Origin of the sequence: Acidovorax sp. NPDC077693 (genome assembly GCF_044542805.1) — a bacterium.
GTDB lineage: Bacteria > Pseudomonadota > Gammaproteobacteria > Burkholderiales > Burkholderiaceae_C > Acidovorax.
In genome coordinates, this window is the sequence record NZ_JBITVD010000023.1 from 1 (window position 1) to 12,858 (window position 12,858).

At 66.2% G+C, this 12,858-nt stretch carries 11 protein-coding genes; 8 read left to right on the plus strand and 3 right to left on the minus strand.

Annotated features, from left to right (window positions below; all coding sequences use genetic code 11):
• Window positions 1–505: 505 nt before the first annotated feature.
• Complete coding sequence (locus ACIGHN_RS25140) at window positions 506–685, plus strand: CsbD family protein (protein ID WP_056418794.1); 180 nt, start codon at window positions 506–508, stop codon at window positions 683–685.
• Between the two features lie 315 nt (window positions 686–1,000).
• On the opposite strand, the gene ACIGHN_RS25145 is transcribed toward ACIGHN_RS25140, so the two are convergent.
• The 3 genes from ACIGHN_RS25145 to ACIGHN_RS25155 are packed head-to-tail and all read right to left on the minus strand — an operon-like array spanning window position 1,001 to window position 3,614.
• Window positions 1,001–1,429, minus strand: a complete 429-nt coding sequence (locus tag ACIGHN_RS25145) for an RNA-binding S4 domain-containing protein (protein ID WP_056418791.1) — start codon at window positions 1,427–1,429, stop codon at window positions 1,001–1,003.
• Window positions 1,426–2,919, minus strand: coding sequence for a sensor histidine kinase (locus ACIGHN_RS25150; protein WP_056418788.1), 1,494 nt, complete (start codon window positions 2,917–2,919; stop codon window positions 1,426–1,428). Before ACIGHN_RS25150 ends, ACIGHN_RS25145 begins: the two co-directional genes overlap by 4 nt.
• Entirely contained in the window at window positions 2,916–3,614 is a 699-nt protein-coding gene (locus ACIGHN_RS25155; protein WP_056169927.1) for a response regulator transcription factor, read from the minus strand. The genes ACIGHN_RS25150 and ACIGHN_RS25155 overlap by 4 nt, the downstream gene beginning before the upstream one ends.
• Before the next feature lie 450 nt (window positions 3,615–4,064).
• Between ACIGHN_RS25155 and ACIGHN_RS25160 the strand changes: the two genes are divergently transcribed.
• From ACIGHN_RS25160 to ACIGHN_RS25190, 7 genes are all read left to right on the plus strand, one after another.
• Window positions 4,065–5,024 (plus strand): tripartite tricarboxylate transporter substrate binding protein, encoded by a 960-nt coding sequence (locus ACIGHN_RS25160; RefSeq protein ID WP_056169924.1) that lies wholly within the window; start codon window positions 4,065–4,067, stop codon window positions 5,022–5,024.
• A 109-nt stretch (window positions 5,025–5,133) separates the two neighbouring features.
• Window positions 5,134–5,652 carry a tripartite tricarboxylate transporter TctB family protein gene (locus ACIGHN_RS25165; RefSeq protein ID WP_396506849.1) on the plus strand — a complete coding sequence of 173 codons (519 nt, stop codon included), beginning with the start codon at window positions 5,134–5,136 and terminating at the stop codon, window positions 5,650–5,652.
• A gap of 12 nt (window positions 5,653–5,664) precedes the next feature.
• Window positions 5,665–7,176 (plus strand): tripartite tricarboxylate transporter permease, encoded by a 1,512-nt coding sequence (locus ACIGHN_RS25170; RefSeq protein WP_396506851.1) that lies wholly within the window; start codon window positions 5,665–5,667, stop codon window positions 7,174–7,176.
• Window positions 7,177–7,388: 212 nt separating this feature from the next.
• A complete protein-coding gene (locus ACIGHN_RS25175) occupies window positions 7,389–8,147 on the plus strand; it encodes a DUF2325 domain-containing protein (protein WP_396506853.1) in 759 nt (252 codons plus the stop codon).
• Between the two features lie 117 nt (window positions 8,148–8,264).
• Window positions 8,265–9,773, plus strand: coding sequence for a sigma-54-dependent Fis family transcriptional regulator (locus ACIGHN_RS25180; RefSeq protein WP_056170676.1), 1,509 nt, complete (start codon window positions 8,265–8,267; stop codon window positions 9,771–9,773).
• Window positions 9,774–9,926: 153 nt separating this feature from the next.
• Window positions 9,927–11,126, plus strand: coding sequence for a substrate-binding domain-containing protein (locus ACIGHN_RS25185; protein WP_056169913.1), 1,200 nt, complete (start codon window positions 9,927–9,929; stop codon window positions 11,124–11,126).
• Window positions 11,127–11,288: 162 nt separating this feature from the next.
• On the plus strand, window positions 11,289–12,770 hold the full coding sequence (locus ACIGHN_RS25190; RefSeq protein ID WP_396506856.1) for a fibronectin type III domain-containing protein: 1,482 nt from the start codon (window positions 11,289–11,291) through the stop codon (window positions 12,768–12,770).
• The last annotated feature ends 88 nt before the right edge of the window (window positions 12,771–12,858 follow it).

The following is a 12,858-nucleotide window of genomic DNA, read 5'->3' on the forward strand; positions in this document are numbered from 1 at the left end:
GCCGTCATTCATCGGCGGCAGGACTATCCCCTGTAGAGTTCGAACAGCGACATTCCCAACGGCTCAAAAGTGTCTAGATAAGCCGGGGCGATTCAATTGCGCGCGAGAACTGCATTTCTTGATCCCATTTTTATGCAGCGGCGAGTATATGAGGCAAGGGATTGACGGATCGGTAGCCAGCAACTGCATATGGCCCACAAACTGGTGTCGATCCGTTCGGCTCCTCACCACAATGGAGCTGACCGATCCTTCCGTTTCCGCCAGAACATGCCCTGTGAATCGTGGGTCACAGGGCATTTGTTGCGCGGCGTCCGCGCAGCGGCATTCCCGATCCATTGGATGCAGATTGCCTTCGCCCAGAGCTACGTCAAGCCAGACCCACAAGGGCGTAGGCTCAAGCTGACGTCACCCAGCGGTTTTGACTCGCTTCGTGGTAGCCCGCCCGCACCTAACCTGTCGGTGATGCAAGGCCATTTTGCTTTGCACAAACTCTGGAGGAATCACCATGAACACCGATCAAGTCAAGGGCGCACTGAAGGAAGTAGCTGGCAAGGTTCAGCAAAAGACGGGCGAAGTGATCAACAGCCCCGAGCAACAAGCCAAGGGGGCCGCCAAGCAAGTCGAAGGCAACGTGCAGAAGAACTATGGCGACGCCAAGGAAGCGATCAAGGACGCTGCGAAGTAACCTTGATTTGAACTGCATGCTTCGGGGACCTTGTCCTGGAGCATGACGATGCAAGCCCTGCCGCAGTCGATGCGCAGGGCTTTGCTGTTGGCGCTTGGTAAGGGGTTGGCGTTGCGGCGAGGTGGAGCGCGAGATGGGGCGTGCAGCACGCCACGCCATCAAGCCGTCGAATGATTCGCAGCTTGACCCGCAGCGTTCGTGTCCACGTTTGCACGTGTTTATTGGCCCAACGGCCCACGACGCATTCGCCGTGATTCAACCCCAAGGGCTTCGAACGAAAAAGGGCTTCTGCTGCCAGAGGGCATCAGCCCGCCATCACTCTTCGATCGAAGCACTCCACCGATCACCCCAGCCCCGGGCTCCGACGCGAGCGATCTCGCGGCGGTCGCGTTTGGTGGGACGGCCTTCCTGCAGGGTGGCTGCGGGTTCCGGTGCCAGGCGCCTCTGCTCTGCCGCCTGCTCGCGGGTGGCAATGCTGTCGGGGGTTTCTTCGTAGAGTTGCTGTGCGACGGGCGCGGGGCCCCGGGCGCCGCTCAGGCCGCGCACCAGCACCGTTCGGGCCACGGGGCCCTGACGCAGGGCCACCGTGTCGCCGCAGCGCAGGTCGCGCGCGGGCTTGACCGCCTGGCCGTTGACGGTGACGCGGCCTTTCACGATCTCTTCCGTGGCCAGGCTGCGTGTCTTGTAAAAGCGGGCGCACCAGAGCCACTTGTCCAGGCGCATTGTCTCCATCATGGTCGTCATGCAGCAGATTGTGCCGTGTGTGCGGCGTCAGCATTGTCAGCCGAGGGTTGCGACAGGGGTAGGCGCACCACGGCGTCCAGGCCTGCCACGCGGCTGCCGGCCATGCGGTTGGTCAGCACGATGCTGCCGCCCAGCGCCTGCACGATCTCGTGGCAGATCGCCAGACCCAGGCCGCTGCCGGTGCGCACGTCACCGGCGGAGAAGGGCTGGAACAGGCGCGCTGCGAGTTCGTCGTCGATGCCGCTGCCGTGGTCGCTCACCGTGAGCGCCACATGGCGTCCGTCGGTGCGTAGGTCCACGGTCAGTTCGCTGCCCGGCGGCGCGTGGCGCACGGCGTTGTGCAGCAGGTTGCGGCTGAGCTCGCGCAGCATCCATTCGTGCGCCTGCACGCGCGCCACCTCGGTGTGGATGCCGAAGTCCAGGTCGCGCTGGGCGATCAGCGGAGAAATTTCCAGCGCGACCGTGCGCAGTATCTCGTCCATGCGCGTGATGGGCGGCGCGCTCTGCTGGCGCAGTTGCTCCACCTTGGCCAGGGCCAGCATCTGGTTGGCCAGCTGCGTGGCGCGGTCGACCGTGTCGCTGATCTCGTGCAGGGCCTGGCGCGGCTCCACGTCGCCGCGCAGGGCCGATTGCACCTGGGTCTTGAGCACGGCCAGCGGCGTGCGCAACTGGTGTGATGCGTCGCGCACAAAGCGCTTTTGGTGCCGCAGCAGGTGGCGCAGGCGCTGCATGACTTCGTTGGTCGCGTCGATCAGCGGCTGCAGTTCGCGGGGGGCGGACGGAGCGGCGATGGGGCTCAGGTCGCCCTCCCTGCGGGCCTGCAGCTGGTGGCTGAGCTGGCGCACCGGGTTGGTGGCGCGCTGCACGACCAGTGCCACGGTCAAGGCCACCACGGCGATCAGCAGCGCCTGGCGCAGCAGGGTGTTGCGCAGGATCTGCAGCGCCAGGGTTTCGCGCACCTCCAGCGTCTCCGCCACCTGGATCACGGCCATGGCGCGCCCGCTGGAGCTGGCCACCGGCTGCAGCAGCACGGCCACGCGCACCGGCAGGCCGCGAAAGGTGTCGTCATAAAAATCGACCAGCGCGGCATAGGGCGGGCGGGTAGGGATGGTGCCGCGCCACAGCGGCAGTTCGTCGAACCCCGAGATCACCTCGCCCTTGAGGTTGGAGACGCGGTAGTACATGCGGCTCTGGTTGTCTGCCTCGAACGCTTCCAGCGCCGAGTAGGGCACGGTGGCGCGCAGGTGGGCGTTGTCGTCGTAGCCCGTCACGTCCAGTTGCTCGCTGATGCTTTTGGCCGACGCCAGCAGGGTGCGGTCGTAAGCCGTGTGCAGCGAGGCCAGGGTCTGGTGGTACAGGCTGTAGGTGTTGTAGGTGATGAACACCGCCACCGGCACCAAGATGCCCAGCAGCAGGCGCCGGCGCAGCGAATGCGGTCGGGGCTCCCGCGGCGTGCGGGCCGTGGCGGTGGGTGCCTCGCGGTCCGTCATGCGTCCGTCCGCAGCAGGTAGCCCAGGCCGCGCAGCGTCATCAGCGTCAGGCCCGTGCCCACCAGCTTCTTGCGCAGCCGGTAGACCACCACCTCGATGGCTTCGTACTGCACGTCGAGCTGGCCGGGGAAGACCAGCTCGTACAGCCGCTCCTTGGTCACCGCGTGGCCGGGCTGGGCCAGCAGGGCGTGCATCAGGGCCAGCTCGCGCGGGGTCAGCTCCATGACCTCGCCGTTCAGGTAGATGGCGCCGCTGTTTGTGTCGTAGCGGATGGCCCCGATCTGCAGGATGCTGGGGGGCAGGGCGGTGTTGGCCACCGGGTCCGCACTGCGCCGCACCAGCGCCCGCAGCCGGGCCTCGAGTTCGTCCAGGTCGAAGGGTTTGGGCAGGTAGTCGTCGGCGCCCGAGTTCAGCCCCATGATGCGGTCGCCCACGGTGCCGCGGGCGGTGAGGATGATCACCGGCGTGCGCAGGCCGCGCGTGCGCGCCTGCTGCAGCACCTGCAGGCCGTCGAGCCCGGGCAGGGTCAGGTCCAGCACCACCGCATCGGGCGGCTGGGCGGCCCACTGCGCCAGCGCAGCCCGCCCGTCGCCCACGGGCGTCACCTCCATGCCGCGCCGGGTCAGGGCCCGGTGCAGCGTGGCCTGCATGGTGGGGTCGTCTTCTACGAGCAGCAATTTCATGCGCGGGACCATATCACTGTGACGGGCTGGCTGTGTGCATCCAGCCAGATTTGCAAAAAATGCATTTCTGCAGCCTATCAAGGAGTCTATCTACCGACAGCCTTGGCTGCGTTACCAGCGCGCCGCAAGGCCAGTGCACCCGTGGAACTGGCTTTGCCAGGCCACCGGGTGCGTCCCCCTTCAGGGGGGAAGGCGCGCAGCGTCACAGGGGGATTCAATCACTCCCGTGGAACTGGCTTTGCCAGGCCGCGGGGTGCGTCCCCCTTCAGGGGGAAGGCGCGCAGCGCCACAGGGGGATTCAATCACTCCCGTGGAACTGGCTTTGCCAGGCCGCGGGGTGCGTCCCCCTTCAGGGGGTAAGGCGCGCAGCGCCTCAGGGGGTTTTCCCTTACTTTGTGGACAGCCGTTTGACAGGCAGGGCGCGCATCATCGACAGGTTCGACAAACCATAAGGAGACTCTGATGCGTCGCGATACCTTCCTCAAGTCCCTGGCCGCCATGGCGGCCGTGGGTGCCTTGCCGCTGTCTGCCCATGCCGCGGCAGCCATCAAGATGATGATTCCTGCCAACCCTGGTGGTGGCTGGGACACCACGGGCCGTGCCCTGGGCAAGGCCATGCAGGATGCCGGCGTGGCCAGCTCGGTCACTTATGACAACAAGGGCGGCGCTGCCGGCGCCATCGGCCTGGCCCAGTTCGCCAACGCCAGCAAGGGCGACCCCAACGCGCTGATGACCATGGGCGCCGTGATGCTGGGCGGCATCATCACCGGCAAGCCACCGGTCGGCCTGGACAAGGTGACCCCCCTGGTGCGCCTGAGCAGCGAATACAACGTGTTCGTGCTGCCGGCCAACTCGCCCTTCAAGTCGATGAAGGACGTGGTCGACCAGCTCAAGAAGGACCCCGGCAGCGTGAAGTGGGGCGGCGGCTCCCGCGGATCCACCGAGCACATCGCAGCGGCCATGATCGCCCGCGAAGTGGGCGTGGACCCTGCCAAGATCAACTACGTGGCCTTCCGTGGGGGCGGTGAGGCCACTGCGGCCATCCTGGGCGGCAACGTCACCGTGGGCGGCAGCGGCTACAGCGAGTTCGCCGAATACATCACCGCCGGCAAGATGCGCGCCGTGGGCGTGACCTCTGCCACGCGCCTGAAGGGCGTGAACGTGCCCACGCTCAAGGAGCAGGGCATCAATGTGGAGATCGGCAACTGGCGCGGCGTGTACGGCGCAGCCGGCATCACCGCCGAGCAGCGCAAGGAACTGGTCGACGCGCTGTCCAAGACCTACAAGCACAAGTCCTGGCAGGACGCCATGGAAAAGAACGGCTGGACGCCGGCTTGGCTGGCGGGCGACGATTTCGCCAACTTCGTGGATGCCGAGTTCGCCAGCCTGCGCGCCACGATGGCCAAGTCCGGAATGATCTGACCGGCTGCACGCCCGGGGGCGGCGCACGCACTGCGCCGCGCCGCCGCTCCGGGCAGCGCGCCATTCAGGGCTCCACGCAGCCCTGTCGTTGTTTTCGCGGAATAAAAACATGACACAACAACATTCCTCTCGCTCCACGGGCTTGCAGACCGTGGTCGGTGCCGGCGTTCTGGTGCTGGGCTGCCTCTTGGCCTGGGGCGCCACCTCCATCAGCTCCGAGGCCGGCTATGGCGGCGTGGGTCCCAATTTCTTCCCTTGGGTAGTCGCCATCGTGCTCGTGTTCTGCGGGACACTGTCCATCCTGCATGCCCGCACGGGCGGCTTTCGTGACCTGGAAGAGGCTTCTGGCGACGAGCAGGCCCACTGGAAGGGCTTCGTCTGGGTGTCCGCAGGCCTCTTGCTCAATGCGCTGCTGATCACCACCATCGGCTTCATCCTGAGCTGTGCGCTGTGCTTCGTGCTCGCGGTGCGGGGTTTCAAGAGCTCCGAGGGCCGGCTCGACCTGAGCGCCAAGGCCTGGATCAAGGACCTCTTCATCGGTGTGGCCGTGGCCGCGCCGGTGTTCTGGATGTTTACCCAACTGCTGGCGATCAATCTGCCCGGCCTCACGAACACGGGATGGCTGTAAAGCCCGCACACCATGGATACCTGGAACCTTCTGCTGCAGGGCTTCATCACTGCAGCCACTCCCATCAACCTGATGTGGGCCTTCGTGGGCTGTGTCATCGGCACCGCCGTGGGCGTGCTGCCCGGCATCGGCCCCGCAGTGGCCGTGGCCATGCTGCTGCCCATCACCGTCAAGGTGGAAGCCACCGCATCGATGATCTTCTTCGCGGGCATCTACTACGGCGCCATGTACGGTGGCTCCACCACCTCCATCCTGCTCAACACGCCCGGTGAGGCCGGGTCCATGGTGACGGCCATGGAGGGCAACAAGATGGCCAAGAACGGCCGCGCCGGTGCGGCGCTGGCCACCGCGGCCATCGGCTCGTTCGTGGCGGGCACCATCGCCACCGTGCTCGTGACCTTCTTCGCCCCCGTGGTGGCCGAATACGCCGTGCGCCTGGGCCCGCCCGAGTACTTCATGCTCATGGTGCTGGCCTTCACCACCGTGAGCGCGGTGCTGGGCAAGAGCACGCTGCGCGGCATGGTGGCGCTGTTCGTCGGCCTGGCCCTGGGCCTGATCGGTATCGACCAGCTGACCGCGCAAGCCCGCTACACCGCCGGTGTGCCCGAGCTGATGGACGGCATCGAGGTGGTGCTGATCGCGGTGGGCCTGTTCGCCGTGGGCGAAGCCCTGTACAACGTGATGTACGAGGGCAAGACCGAAGAGACGCAGAACAAGCTGACCAGCACGCACATGACCAAGCAGGAATGGCGCCGCTCCTGGCCCGCCTGGCTGCGCGCCACGGCCATCGGCTTCCCGTTCGGCACCGTGCCGGCTGGCGGCAGCGAGATCCCGACCTTCCTGAGCTACGCGGCCGAGAAGAAGCTGAGCAAGCACAAGGAAGAGTTCGGCACGACCGGCGCCATCGAAGGCGTGGCCGGCCCCGAAGCCGCCAACAACGCAGCCATCACGGCCACGCTGATCCCACTGCTCACGCTGGGCATCCCCACGTCGAACACCACGGCGATTTTGCTGGGCGCGTTCCAGAACTACGGCATCCAGCCCGGCCCGCAGCTGTTCAGCAGCAACGGCGCACTGGTGTGGGCGCTGATCGCGTCGATGTACATCGGCAACGTCATGCTGCTGATCCTGAACCTGCCGCTGGTGGGCCTGTGGGTCAAGTTGCTCAAGATCCCCAAGTCGTATTTGTACGCGGGCATTCTGGTGTTCGCCACGCTGGGCGTGTACGGCATGCGCCAGAGCGCGTTCGACCTGGTGCTGCTGTACGCCATCGGCCTCTTGGGCGTGGTGATGCGCCGCTTCGACTTCCCTGCAGCGCCTGTGGTGGTGGGCATGATCCTCGGCCCGCTGGCCGAAGCGCAGATGCGCAATGCGGTCGCCATCGGCGAAGGCAAGTGGACCATCTTCTTCGAGCGCCCCGGTTCGCTCACGCTGATGATCATCGTCGTGGCCGTGCTGATCCTGCCCCGCCTGGCACGCCGCTGGGCTGCCCGCAAGCTGGCACTCGCGCAGGCGCAGGGCTAGGCCCGGGCGCAGACGCGCTCTGCAGTCTGCGCTGCAGCAACAAAAAAACCGCGCCTCCCAGCGCGGTTTTTTTATGGGTCAGCAGCAAAGTCATCGCAAGCCAGACACCCAAGGCACTGACGTCCTTCGATGCCCTCCCCACCAGGAGGCTTGCTCAACGAGGGCAGATTCTATCATAAAATGCGAATAGTTCTTATTTGCAAAGGTGGTGCATGCATTCACTTCCGCAGGAGTTTCTGGCGCTGTGCCGCCAGCTGGGTGACGCACAACAGCGCTGCAGTGCCGCCATTGCGGCGCAGGCTGCGCAGATCGATGCCTTGACCGCCGAGGTGGTGCGCCTGCGCGGGGCGGTCGTGCTGCGCGACACGCGCCTGGCCATTGCCCGGGACGAGCTGGAGCAGCTGCAAGCCGCGCACCCCGGGCTGCCGCGCCGCAAGGCCATGGCGCGGCACATCGGCCAGCTGGCAGAGCGCATCACCGCCTTGTCGCGCGAGTGCCTGCGCTGGCGCCAGGCGGCGGCGCAGGACGCCAGCACGGCAAGGCAGGGTGAGGCTGACAGGGCAGGGCTGGTCCATCCGCCATCCACCGCAGCAGCGCACGTCCCCGCGCCGCTGCATGCCGCACCACTCCCCCCTGCGGTGCATGCCTTGCACCCCACGCTCCACACCATCGCGCGCGACGATACCGAAGCGGCCGAACACATGGCCCTGGACGCCAACCTCGCCGCTGCCGACCTGGTGATCTGCCAGACCGGCTGCATCAGCCACGACCAGTACTGGCGCGTGCAGGACCACTGCCGCCGCACCGGCAAGCCCTGCATCCTGGTAGACCAACCCCTGGCCGTGCGCGAGGCTGAGGTGCTCGCGGCGATCCAGCCCATGGTGGTGCTGCGGATGACGCGGTCGCAGTATCCGGCGGGGGTGGACGGAGGCATCGAGGGATCTGCACTTTTGAATGAAAATGCCACCTAGCGCTGGATGGTAAAGCGCCAGCAGCTATATTTTGTATAGCAAATGGTGCTTGCAGTACCTGCACTCGCCGCCGCGGTGGTGCGGCCCCGCCCAGCGCCGCCGCGCTACCATCCGCGGATGTCTTTGCTCACCGATGACGCCCCCGCTCTGCCGCTGGACGCCCAGGGCATCCTGGAACTGGCGGCGCGCTCCATGTTCCAGCTGTTCTCCAGCGTCAGCCAGGGCATGTTCCTGGTGGACCGCAGCGGGCGCATCGTGTGGGTCAACGAGGGCTACCAGCGCTTTTTGCCTGACCTGGGGTTCTCGTCGGTCGACCAGTTTGTCGGCCGCACGGTCGAAGAGGTGATCCCCAACACGCAGATGCGCCGCGTGCTGGAGACCGGCCAGCCCGTGCTGATCGACCTGCTGACCAACAAGGCCGGCACCTTCGTGGTCAGCCGTATCCCGCTGCGCGACGATGCCGACCGCGTGATCGGTGCCATCGGCATCGTGCTGTTCGACCACCCCGAGACCACGCTGCAGCCGCTGATCAGCAAGTTCGCTTTGCTGCAGCGCGACCTGGACGACGCGCGGCGCGAGCTGGCCAGCCAGCGCCGGCGCAGCCTGGCCGTGGCGGGCGATGGCGAGCGGCGCTCCAAGTACACCTTTGCCAGCTTCATCGGATCGAGCCCCGCCGCCGCCGAGGTCAAGCGCCAGGCGCGGCGCGCGGCGCAGTCGCAAAGCCCCGTGCTGCTGCTGGGCGAGACGGGCACCGGCAAGGAACTCTTGGCCCACGCCATCCACGCGGCGTCCAGCCGCGCGGGCGGCCCCTTCGTCAGCGTCAACATCGCCGCCGTGCCCGACACCCTGCTGGAGGCCGAGTTCTTCGGCGTGGCCCCCGGCGCCTACACCGGCGCCGACCGCAAGGGCCGCGACGGCAAGTTCAAGCTGGCCGATGGCGGCACGCTGTTCCTCGACGAGATCGGCGACATGCCGCAAAGCCTGCAGGCCAAGCTGCTGCGGGCGCTGCAGGAAGGCGAGATCGAACCCCTGGGCTCCAACAAGCTCGTGCCCTTCAACGTGCGCATCCTGGCCGCCACCTCGCGCGACCTGGCCGCGCTGGTGCGCGAGGGCAAGTTCCGCGAAGACCTGTTCTACCGCCTGCACGTGCTGCCGGTGCGCGTGCCGCCGCTCAGGGTGCGGCGCAGCGACATCCCCGCGCTGGTCGAAGCCCTGGGCGAAGACCTGGCGCTGCGCAACGGCACGCCCCCGCCCGAGCTGCTGCCCGACGCGCTGGCCCTGCTGGCCGGCCAGCCCTGGCGCGGCAACATCCGCGAGCTGCGCAACGTTCTGGAGCAGGCCGTGATGCGCTCGGACTCGCAGTCCATCGACGCCGCGCAGCTCGAGCGCGTGCTGCGCGAGGCCGGCGTGGAGCCCGCAGCACCCGTGCAGGACACCACCGCCGTGGTGGTCGAGGCCGAGGACGAATCGCGCTACCTGCGCCCCCTGGCCGAGCAGGTGGCCGAGCTGGAGCAGCGCGCCATCCACGCCGCCATGAAGGCCCATGGCGGCAACAAGCTGGCCACCGCACGGCAGTTGGGCATCTCGCGCGCAACGCTCTATGGACGTCTGGAAAACCCTGAATAAATTTCAGGCAAGTGTCTGAAATTCAGGCAATTTGACTGTATTGATTTCAGGCATGACCTTGGCGGCGCTGAGGAAATTTTCTTAAGAATCAACGGCTTGTGCCTTGGCACGAACTGTGCAATGTTCAGGCATCAACACAAAGGAGACATCGCCATGCACCGTCGCACCCTGGTCGCCCTCGCTGCCGCCGCAGTCACCGCAGCCGCCACGCTGTCCGCCCCCGCGTTCGCCCAGTCGTCCGGCGAGATCCGCATCGCCCACATCTACAGCAAGACCGGCCCGCTGGAGGCCTATGGCAAGCAGACCCAGACCGGCCTGATCATGGGCCTGAACTACGCTACCGGCGGCACCATGACCGTCAATGGCAAGAAGCTCGTCGTCATCGAAAAGGACGACCAGGGCAAGCCTGACCTGGGCAAGAGTCTGCTGGCTACCGCGTACTCCGACGACAAGGCCGACATCGCCGTGGGTCCCACGTCGTCCGGCGTGGCGCTGGCACTGCTGCCCGTGGCCGAGGAATACAAGAAGATCCTGCTGGTCGAGCCCGCCGTGGCCGACTCGATCACCGGCGACAAGTGGAACAAGTACATCTTCCGCACCGGCCGCAACAGCAGCCAGGACGCCATCTCCAACGCCGTGGCGATCGACAAGGAAGGCGTGACGGTGGCCACGCTGGCCCAGGACAACGCCTTCGGCCGCGACGGCGTCAAGGCCTTCAAGGACTCCATCAAGAAGGCCAAGCTCTCGCACGAGGAATACCTGCCCGCCGCCACCACCGACTTCACCGCCGGTGCCCAGCGCCTGATCGACAAGCTCAAAGACCAGCCCGGCCGCAAGATCATCTGGATCGTCTGGGCCGGCGCCGGCAACCCGTTCAAGATCGCCGACCTGGACTTGAAGCGCTACGGCATCGAGATCGCCACGGGCGGCAACATCTTGCCGGCCATGGCCAGCTACAAGAACTTCCCCGGCATGGAAGGCGCCACCTACTACTACTTCGGCATCCCCAAGAACCCGGTGAACGAAGCCATGGTGGCCGCGCACTACAAGGAGTTCAAGACCCCGCCGGACTTCTTCACCGCCGGCGGCTTCAGCTCGGCCATGGCGCTGGTCACCGCGCTCAAGGCCACGGGGGGCGACACCAACACCAACAAGCTCATCAAGACCATGGAAGGCATGAGTTTTGAGACCCCCAAGGGCAAGATGACCTTCCGCAAGGAAGACCACCAGGCCATGCAGAGCATGTACCACTTCAAGATCAAGGTGGACCCGGCCTTTGCCTGGGGCGTGCCCGAGCTGGTGCGCGAGATCAAGCCTGAAGAGATGCAAGTGCCGATTCGCAACAAGCGATAAACGGTTTGCGTGGCCCCGCTGGCTGACGTCCGTTCAGTCCGGCGGGGATCCATCCTCGCGGGGGCGGCCGCCCCTTTTTTTCCAGTGGATTGATGCATGAACCTCCGGGTCTACACGGAGGCTGGGTCAGACTTTCTCAAAATTATTTGGAGACAAGACAACATGGCTTTCAATTTCATCCGGGCGGCTGCAGCAGGGGCTGCTTTGGCACTGTGCGCATCGGGCGGCGCTCACGCTGCCGTCAACCTCCCCGCACTCAAGATCGACAAGACACAGACCACCGTGTCGGGCCTGTCGGCCGGCGGCTTCATGGCCGTGCAGCTGCACGTGGCGTACTCGGCCACCTTTGCCAAAGGCGCGGGCGTGGTCGCCGGCGGGCCGTTCTACTGCGCCGAAGGCTCCATTGTCAACGCCACCGGGCGCTGCATGGCCAGCCCCGCCAGCATCCCCACCAGCACGTTGGTGAGCACCACCAACACCTGGGCCAGCCAGGGCCTGATCGACCCGGTGGCCAACCTGCAGGCCTCCAAGGTCTACCTGTTCTCGGGCACGCTCGACAGCGTGGTCAAGACCGGCGTGATGGACGCACTGCGCACCTACTACAACAGCTTCGTGCCCGCGGCCAACGTGGTCTACAAGAAAGACATCGCGGCCGAACACGCCATGGTCACCGACGACTACGGCAACGGCTGCTCCACCAAGGGCGCGCCCTACATCAGCGACTGCAACTTCGACCTGGCCGGCGCCATGCTGCAGCACCTGTACGGCACGTTGAGCCCGCGCAGCACTGCTGCGCTGCCCACGGGCAACTACGTCGAGTTCAACCAGAACCAGTTCATCACCAACCACGGCATGGCCACCACCGGCTGGGCCTACATTCCGCAGGCCTGCCAGGCGGGCGGCACGGCCACCTGCAAGCTGCACGTGGTGCTGCACGGCTGCAAGCAGAACATCAGCGACGTGCAGCAGCAGTACGTGCGCAACACCGGCTACAACCGCTGGGCCGAGACCAACAACATCGTGATGCTCTACCCCCAGACCAGCACCGCAGCCACCAACAGCTGCTTTGACTGGTGGGGCTACGACAACGCCAACTACGCCAAGAAGTCCGGCCCGCAGATGGCCGCCATCAAGGCCATGGTGGACCAGGTCTCCAGCGGCGGCGGCACGACCAACCCGCCCACCAACCCGGCCTTGCCCGCCCCCACGGGCGTGAGCACCTCGGGCGCCACGGCCAGCTCCATGGTGGTGGGCTGGGGCGCCGTCTCGGGCGCGGCCAGCTACAACGTCTACCGCAATGCCAACAAGGTCAACGCGCTGCCGGTGAGCGGCACGAGCTACACCGACACCGGCCTGGCCGCCTCCACCACCTACAGCTGGACGGTGCGCGCCGCCGACGCCAACGGCGCCGAGGGCGCTGCATCGGCCGCCGCAACGGGCACCACGCTCGCTGCACCGGGAGGCGGCGCCACCTGCACCACCGCCAGCAACTACGCCCACACCATGGCCGGCCGGGCGTACGTGTATGGCGGCTACACCTTCGCGCTGGGCTCCAACCAGAGCATGGGGCTGTGGAACATCTTCGTGAACAACACCTTGAAGCAGACCAGTCCCAACTACTACGTCATCGGCACATGCCCTTGACCATGCGCTGAACACCGCGCGCTCTGTCCATGTCAGGGCAGGGCGCGCGGTACCCCTGAAAGACGACGACCGTGAAAGTGACGCACTA

Bases quoted from the DNA above. Each gene is read 5' to 3' on its own strand.
- ACIGHN_RS25140 (WP_056418794.1), top strand. From the start codon at position 506: ATGAACACCGATCAAGTCAAGGGCGCACTGAAGGAAGTAGCTGGCAAG.
- ACIGHN_RS25145 (WP_056418791.1), bottom strand. From the start codon at position 1,429: ATGACGACCATGATGGAGACAATGCGCCTGGACAAGTGGCTCTGGTGC.
- ACIGHN_RS25150 (WP_056418788.1), bottom strand. From the start codon at position 2,919: ATGACGGACCGCGAGGCACCCACCGCCACGGCCCGCACGCCGCGGGAG.
- ACIGHN_RS25155 (WP_056169927.1), bottom strand. From the start codon at position 3,614: ATGGTCCCGCGCATGAAATTGCTGCTCGTAGAAGACGACCCCACCATG.
- ACIGHN_RS25160 (WP_056169924.1), top strand. From the start codon at position 4,065: ATGCGTCGCGATACCTTCCTCAAGTCCCTGGCCGCCATGGCGGCCGTG.
- ACIGHN_RS25165 (WP_396506849.1), top strand. From the start codon at position 5,134: ATGACACAACAACATTCCTCTCGCTCCACGGGCTTGCAGACCGTGGTC.
- ACIGHN_RS25170 (WP_396506851.1), top strand. From the start codon at position 5,665: ATGGATACCTGGAACCTTCTGCTGCAGGGCTTCATCACTGCAGCCACT.
- ACIGHN_RS25175 (WP_396506853.1), top strand. From the start codon at position 7,389: ATGCATTCACTTCCGCAGGAGTTTCTGGCGCTGTGCCGCCAGCTGGGT.
- ACIGHN_RS25180 (WP_056170676.1), top strand. From the start codon at position 8,265: ATGTCTTTGCTCACCGATGACGCCCCCGCTCTGCCGCTGGACGCCCAG.
- ACIGHN_RS25185 (WP_056169913.1), top strand. From the start codon at position 9,927: ATGCACCGTCGCACCCTGGTCGCCCTCGCTGCCGCCGCAGTCACCGCA.
- ACIGHN_RS25190 (WP_396506856.1), top strand. From the start codon at position 11,289: ATGGCTTTCAATTTCATCCGGGCGGCTGCAGCAGGGGCTGCTTTGGCA.